8 protein-coding genes and 1 pseudogene are annotated in these 6,000 nt (G+C 60.2%); 6 read left to right on the top strand and 3 right to left on the bottom strand.

What is annotated here, in order from left to right; all coding sequences use genetic code 11:
* Positions 1-6 precede the first annotated feature (6 nt).
* Positions 7-459 (bottom strand): hypothetical protein, encoded by a 453-nt coding sequence (locus ACTJLC_RS26430; RefSeq protein WP_440845707.1) that lies wholly within the window; start codon positions 457-459, stop codon positions 7-9.
* A 373-nt stretch (positions 460-832) separates the two neighbouring features.
* Here ACTJLC_RS26430 and ACTJLC_RS26425 point away from each other — a divergent pair, with 373 nt between their 5' ends.
* From ACTJLC_RS26425 to ACTJLC_RS26410, 4 genes are all read left to right on the top strand, one after another.
* Positions 833-1,156 carry a hypothetical protein gene (locus ACTJLC_RS26425; protein ID WP_440845705.1) on the top strand — a complete coding sequence of 108 codons (324 nt, stop codon included), beginning with the start codon at positions 833-835 and terminating at the stop codon, positions 1,154-1,156.
* A gap of 334 nt (positions 1,157-1,490) precedes the next feature.
* Complete coding sequence (locus tag ACTJLC_RS26420; RefSeq protein ID WP_440845703.1) at positions 1,491-1,721, top strand: CopG family transcriptional regulator; 231 nt, start codon at positions 1,491-1,493, stop codon at positions 1,719-1,721.
* Positions 1,721-2,152: a TA system VapC family ribonuclease toxin gene (locus tag ACTJLC_RS26415; RefSeq protein WP_440845701.1), complete on the top strand. Its 432-nt coding sequence runs from the start codon at positions 1,721-1,723 to the stop codon at positions 2,150-2,152. Before ACTJLC_RS26420 ends, ACTJLC_RS26415 begins: the two co-directional genes overlap by 1 nt.
* Before the next feature lie 591 nt (positions 2,153-2,743).
* Positions 2,744-3,727: a type IV secretion system protein gene (locus tag ACTJLC_RS26410; RefSeq protein WP_440845699.1), complete on the top strand. Its 984-nt coding sequence runs from the start codon at positions 2,744-2,746 to the stop codon at positions 3,725-3,727.
* A 360-nt stretch (positions 3,728-4,087) separates the two neighbouring features.
* Here the strand turns inward: ACTJLC_RS26410 and ACTJLC_RS26405 are convergent, their stop codons facing one another.
* The gene (locus ACTJLC_RS26405; RefSeq protein WP_440845697.1) at positions 4,088-4,444 is read right to left on the bottom strand and encodes a hypothetical protein; all 357 of its coding nucleotides are present in this window, start codon (positions 4,442-4,444) and stop codon (positions 4,088-4,090) included.
* 223 nt (positions 4,445-4,667) lie between these two features.
* Entirely contained in the window at positions 4,668-4,964 is a 297-nt protein-coding gene (locus ACTJLC_RS26400; RefSeq protein ID WP_440845695.1) for a hypothetical protein, read from the bottom strand.
* Between ACTJLC_RS26400 and ACTJLC_RS26395 the strand changes: the two genes are divergently transcribed.
* Together ACTJLC_RS26395 and ACTJLC_RS26390 are read left to right on the top strand one after the other, a co-directional pair.
* Positions 4,963-5,493 (top strand): hypothetical protein, encoded by a 531-nt coding sequence (locus ACTJLC_RS26395; protein WP_440845693.1) that lies wholly within the window; start codon positions 4,963-4,965, stop codon positions 5,491-5,493. The genes ACTJLC_RS26400 and ACTJLC_RS26395 overlap by 2 nt on opposite strands.
* Before the next feature lie 179 nt (positions 5,494-5,672).
* Positions 5,673-5,978, top strand: a pseudogene (locus ACTJLC_RS26390) (tyrosine-type recombinase/integrase); the annotation flags it as partial.
* Between the last annotated feature and the right edge of the window lie 22 nt (positions 5,979-6,000).

Genomic DNA, 6,000 nt, shown 5'->3' with positions numbered 1-6,000 from the left:
CAGCAGTCAGAGTAAATATCGAAACCCCCGCGTCGCTGCGCTCCGAACGTCCAGCTTCGCGCGAAACCGCTGTCCACCTTCACGCGAAACGCGTGTCCAGCTTCCACGAATTACGCACCAGATCCGACTCAAGCCGAACCCTTTGCAATTCACTATTGCCGCGCACGCGGCAATTGGTGTTCCAATGTATGCCAATATCCTTAGGGACAAATTGAACGTCGGTCCAAACAGCGGATAAGTTAGAAAAATTGTAATGCCCAACAGATTCCAGAGAAATTTGAAGCTTTTTTGTGCTGGCGCGAGCGCTTGGTTGTAGATAACGATATTGTTATTGCCATTCACATTAACGTTCTGCTTGCTGACGTTCCATGTAATGTGCAGCGATTTAACGGTGACGGCGAAGGTTGCTGTTGCCGTAATAAGCCCTTTAAGGCTAAAGAGATCACTGAGAATTGACATGCATTGCCTGTAAGTTATTTGTATGAAGTATGCCGCTGATAGATATTGTAAATCGCAGGTGCTGAGGCAGGTGAGGCAGGTGACGGGTTCTTCTTTCTTCATCAGTGCAGAGACGTAAGAAACAACTTTTCAGCGGCGCACCCGACGCTTGGGACCTAAACGATCGCGAATTCACAACATTCTTGAATCGTTCTGTACGCTACGCTCTTGCCGACGCTTCCTCGCCTAAAGGTGTGGATATCGTTGAGCAGGGTGTAGCCGCAGTAGTCCTGCACAAGATTCCGCACCTCACGGTCCGGCAGCGAAGTAAGCAGGAACGAATGGAAGAACGTGCCGCCCGGCACGGGGCCGGCGTATAGGTGGTTCCGGACGCATGGAGACCGGCGAGAATTTGATAGGTCACGCCAACCGACCGGTCAGGCTTCCGCACAGACAACGTGCCGTCGGCGTTCATGACAATCCAGCAATCTTGCAAAGGCACAATATCGGCAGCGGGTTGTCCCGGCAGAACCGCGGCCTTGAACTGGGCGGACTGGCTACACTGGGTAGCCAGCTTCGCCGACACGAGACCCGGTTCGTGTGTTTCTTCCTGCTTGATATTGTTGATTTGAACGCCGTTGGGAAATACGACGTCGAGTCGGCGCACGTTGCCTGCGTTAAGGATTGTTTTGTTCATTTTCACCTGCAAGTTGAGTAACAATGTAGCCAATTTTGCCTGGCGGAAATCCCTGGCAGCGAGGGAACGTCGGGTATTGAGTTCGCCTTGACAAATGCGCAGACAGTAGACCCCCTGACGGGACTTGAGGAGGCGTGGACGCTTGGGCAAGTCGGCACCTGTGACACCACCGTGACACCAGAAGTAAAAAGCCCTTGACCTTCGTTAGAGATTCAAGGGCTTAGTGCAACTGGTGGCGAATTAGGGATTCGCCACCGGACTTGCAGATTGGATTTCGAAACACAGAGCACTTGGATGATGCTTGATGTTTGATGCTGTCGGCGGTATCCTGATGGTGTTGCAATAGGAAGACGCCATGCGAACCACCATTGATATCGACGACGACGTGCTTGCGCTCGCTCGCGCCCGTGCCGAGCGCGAGCGCGTATCGATCGGCCGCGTGCTGTCCGCGCTTGCCCGTGCGGCATTGCAGCCGACGGGTACTTCGCCGGCCATGCGCAACGGGTTGCCCGTGCTGCCGAACGCACACACTGCGCGCCCGGTCACGTCGGAGCTCGTCAACCAGTTGCGCGACGAGGCGCCCTGATGGCGTGTTTGCTCGATGTGAATGTCCTGATCGCGCTTCTCGATGCTGGTCATGTACAGCATGACGCGGCGCACGCTTGGTTTGGTCAGGTTGGGCGGGCCGCTTGGGCGACCTGTCCGCTGACCGAAAACGGTGTGTTGCGCATTATCGGGAATCCGCGCTATCCGAACACGATGGAGACACCTGCAGCGGTCGCACCGCTCGTGGCTCAGCTACGGTCGCATCCCGGACACGAATTCTGGTCTGACGACGTGAGCCTGCTTAATCCGGATCACGTCGAAGTGAGTCGACTGCTGACGACCGGCCAAGTAACTGATACCTATCTGCTTGCGCTCGCGCGCGTACATGGCGGCAAGTTGGCAACCTTCGATCGCAGGCTTGTGGTTGATGCGGTGCCGGACGGCACGCGCCACCTCGAAGTGATCAACTAGGCGGGAGTCGAGTCTGAAACGACTCGCTCCGGCCGCGCATGAGGGAACGTCTGGCGGGATAGGCGGTTCCTCTGGTTCGACACCCGCGAATTCTGCTCGGCCGGCCTACTTAGGGTTTGAAATCAGTGCCGGAGATCAGTTCCTTGTCCCTTGGACGAAACTGGTCTATAAAGGGAAGCACAATCTGATCCGGTCAACGTGTGAAGCACGACCGAGTACGCGTTAGCGGCCCGTAGCATCGATGTGCGGATGGGCACGCCGTAACGCGACACACCAAAGCCTGCGCAAGCAGGCTTTCTGCTTTCCGGATTCGGGTTTTCCCGCTCCTGTATCGCGCAGCGATCTGTCCGACGCTGTGACGGACAGCTTGTATCTGCCCATCGATCTCCGGGCCTCAAAAAGACGGAGGCTGCTCATGAGATCGCTTGCTGTTCAACACCAGCGTCGACTGCCCGAATGCTACGCCCGCGCGCGATTGCAGATGCAGGTGGCCATGATCCCCGGGCCCGGCTTTGCCTCGTCTGGATTGCATCCTGACCAGTTAGTCAGGGTGATGCGCGCCCCCATCTCATGTGCGACCGGAGGTGTCCGATGAGCGGCCTCTTTACCTCTGTGGGCGGTACGATCGAGAACGGCATGGCGGCCTACGTGAACAGCGTTTCGTCGGCGCTTTCCAGCGCCATCGTGCCGGTGGTGACCACTGCCGTCACCATCTGGGTCGTCGCGTATGGGTTCGCCGTCACGCGCGGCGAGGCTCACGGATCGATACCCGCATTTGCCTGGCGCGGACTGAAGGTCGCGGCAATACCGTCGTTCGCATTGGGTGCGGGCCTATACCAAGGACAGGTTGTCACGGCCGTTGAGGGAGCAACGAGCGGCCTGGCTGGCACGATCCTGACCGCAGCCGCAGCCGCAGCCGCAGCCGCAGCCGCAGCCGCAGCCGCAGCCGCAGCCGCAGCCGCAGCCGCAGCCGCAGCCGCAGCCGCAGCCGCAGCCGCAGCCGCAGCCGCAGCCGCAGCCGCGGGCGTGGGCAACGCGGGCTGCGGGTTGGTCGGCGCAGGCAGCGTGACGGGCACGAGCGCCTCGGCGATCTACCAGACTCTCGACCGTTATGACCGGCAGATCGATCTGGTGGTGGACGCCTATGCAGAAAAGGCGACGCACGAAGGGATGAGCATCACCGGTATTGTCGCGGGTATCTGTGACGTCTTCGACGGTTGGCTGGCGGGGCTCGGCGGCGCGATCTTCTTGGTTGTCCTCGCTGTCGAAGTCTTGATGGCAAGGATGCTGCTTGATCTGGTTCTGGCTCTCGGGCCCATCTTCATTGCCTGCGCTGCATTCGGCCCCACTGCGCGCTTCTTCGAGGCATGGACGGCGAATGTCGCCAACTACGCGCTGCTCCAGGTGCTGGTGGCCGGTTTTCTGGGCCTCGCGCTGACGGCGTTTTCAGCCGACCTCGCCCTTTCCAAGTCACCACTTCCGCGCCGGATGCAAATGCGCCGGCCCTTCTGGCAGCGGTGCAGACTGCGCTCGATGCTGGCGCGCCGGCCGCCGCGGCACTCGGCATGCTCGTGACGGGACTGCTGCTTGCCGCGGCCGGCTGGCAACTGCCTTCGGTCGCATCGGGGCTCGCTGGTGGCGCGACGATGTCGGGATTCGGTGCTTTTGTCGCGGGCTATGCTTCCCGCAGCGCAGTCAGGGCGCTCGGAGCGCTCGTGGGTGCTGCAAGGGGGCCCAGTCGGCCTGGCGGCCGTATCTACGATGGCGGTGATACGCGGCAGGAGTCGTCAACGGCATCCGCTGGAAAGTTACCGGCTTATCAGCGCGCAGCACTGGAACATCTCCGCCACCAGGGTGATTGAGACGTTCAGGCATAAACGGATTGAGTGACCGGGAGCGGGCTTCGTCGGCACGACATTCGTCGTCGGTCGAGTATTACCGGCCGCCGCGGAAATACAGCCAGACGAGGACGATGGGAACAATGAAGATGGCGAAGCCCCAGCAGAACAGCATCGTGAACAGCTTGATTGCGCCGTAGAAGATGGCGGGAAAGATGAGAACGGTGTCGCCGACGATGTAACCGGTCACGCTTTCGTAGACGTACCGTGAGTAGGGGTAGAGAAGCGTATCCAGTGCAAGGATCACCTGCAGGTGGACCGGCAGCGCAAGCAACCCTTTGCCGTGCGTCGAGGCGAGGAGCAGAAATCCAGGGAAAAAGAGGCTGAAAAGGAGCTGACGGACGTAGTGCCGCGGCGGCAGGCCTCCGAATGATCTCACTAGGACCGGATGCATGCTGCTTCCCTTGTTCCTGGTCGACCGGCTGGGCTCTTTGCCTGTTGGCCGCGTGTCCGGTCTCTGTCAGGCTTCGTTCGCGGGCTGCTGCGCGGTGCGTGCCGCCGCCACCGGATGTTGCATGGCAGGGCGATCCTGCTCCGGGGCGCCGGACCAGGATCCTGCCAACTTTAGGAGGGCCACCCATTGATGAAATGTCGTCTTTGGGCGGCGGTCTGTGTTCTTACGTCGCGACCGAAACGCACATCAACTGCTGGCTCTGACGGGTCGCATTGCCGCCGGGCGGCTCGAGCCGCACAAGGAAATCGAAGTCGCGTTCCACGAGCCTTGCGAACTGTTCCTGCACGGCATCGAGCTTGAGGAGGCACTGCACATGCCAGTTCAACCCGACCATGAGCCAGTCTGTCAGGCCGTTCCATTCGCTCAGCAGGATGGCGCCGGCGGTGCCGTTCTCTACAGGATATGGCCTTGCGGAAGGGTTGTTGATTTTCGGGCAGTGGAAACTTAGTTTTTTCATCATGAGCGCGATTCCTTGTACCCTCGAACTGCAATGGCGTTGCTGCACGAGCGACGCAGGCGTATTGCCCGCCCATGCCATCCGCATGTGCTGCGATGGGTTTCGCCTGCACATGGACCAGGAAACGCGCCGCTGGCCCCTCGCCCCTGCTGTTGTGATCGGGCCGTTTGTCCTGCTCGTTGTCCTCACACTCGCATTCGGCTTCCTCTCCTGGCTCGGCCCCATGGTCGATTGCTTTGTCGGCGTGGTCGCCTGGATCGTGATCTTCTACGGCCTGTCCGGCCAGATGCACGGGGAGCGGACACGCTCGGCGAAGCTGCTTGAGGCGGCGCACGTAAACGCATGGCCGACCATGCTGGGTCGACTCACGCTTTCATCCCTGCATATCGTTGAACGGCAGGTGCAGATCGTGCTCAACATGCTGCCGGTCATGCTCGGTCGCTTGCGGGCCTGCCTGCGACTCCGGCTCGGACTGATCGATCCCAGTCTCACTGCATTCCGCCTCGTTCCACCCGAGGCCGCGCACGCCTGAGCGTTGCGCGGATTTCCTCGCCTCTTGCCGCGCTCGCGGCGTGCCTGTTCTGATGACCGTAAAGAGGCTGCCTGGTTTTCGGAGGCAGTCCGATGGCCCGCAAAATTTCCGTCCCGATAGCGGCCGGGCCGCTCACCGCCGGCTACCCGCTGCGCTTTATTGATCTCCGTCCGTATGTCCGTCTGGAGACGGCGAAGAGCCTTGTATTCACAAGGGGCGAGGGGCTGGAGAAGCGTATCCAACAGATCGACACGCGCGACTTCGAGCGGGCTCGCGAAACCGTCGAAATTGAGGATTTCCACTTGCATGACCTGCGGCATACATGGGCGAGCTGGCACGTTCAGCGCGGCACGCCGCTGATGGTGCTGAAGGAGCTTGGGGGATGGGAAACCATCGAGATGGTGCAGAAGTATGCCCACCTCGCCCCGAGTCACCTGGCCGACCATGCCGGCACGGTCAAGTTCTGGTCAATCGCCGGAGAGTAGAAAGAAAAAACGCCGCTTGAGG

It is taken from the genome of Paraburkholderia sp. 22099, from assembly GCF_052045835.1.
Taxonomy (GTDB): domain Bacteria; phylum Pseudomonadota; class Gammaproteobacteria; order Burkholderiales; family Burkholderiaceae; genus Paraburkholderia; species Paraburkholderia terricola.
The sequence above is the reverse complement of the archived record's forward strand: the minus strand, read 5'-3'. Positions and strand labels throughout refer to the sequence as shown.

Bases quoted from the DNA above. Each gene is read 5' to 3' on its own strand.
- ACTJLC_RS26430 (WP_440845707.1), bottom strand. From the start codon at position 459: ATGTCAATTCTCAGTGATCTCTTTAGCCTTAAAGGGCTTATTACGGCA.
- ACTJLC_RS26425 (WP_440845705.1), top strand. From the start codon at position 833: ATGGAGACCGGCGAGAATTTGATAGGTCACGCCAACCGACCGGTCAGG.
- ACTJLC_RS26420 (WP_440845703.1), top strand. From the start codon at position 1,491: ATGCGAACCACCATTGATATCGACGACGACGTGCTTGCGCTCGCTCGC.
- ACTJLC_RS26415 (WP_440845701.1), top strand. From the start codon at position 1,721: ATGGCGTGTTTGCTCGATGTGAATGTCCTGATCGCGCTTCTCGATGCT.
- ACTJLC_RS26410 (WP_440845699.1), top strand. From the start codon at position 2,744: ATGAGCGGCCTCTTTACCTCTGTGGGCGGTACGATCGAGAACGGCATG.
- ACTJLC_RS26405 (WP_440845697.1), bottom strand. From the start codon at position 4,444: ATGCATCCGGTCCTAGTGAGATCATTCGGAGGCCTGCCGCCGCGGCAC.
- ACTJLC_RS26395 (WP_440845693.1), top strand. From the start codon at position 4,963: ATGAGCGCGATTCCTTGTACCCTCGAACTGCAATGGCGTTGCTGCACG.
- ACTJLC_RS26400 (WP_440845695.1), bottom strand. From the start codon at position 4,964: ATGATGAAAAAACTAAGTTTCCACTGCCCGAAAATCAACAACCCTTCC.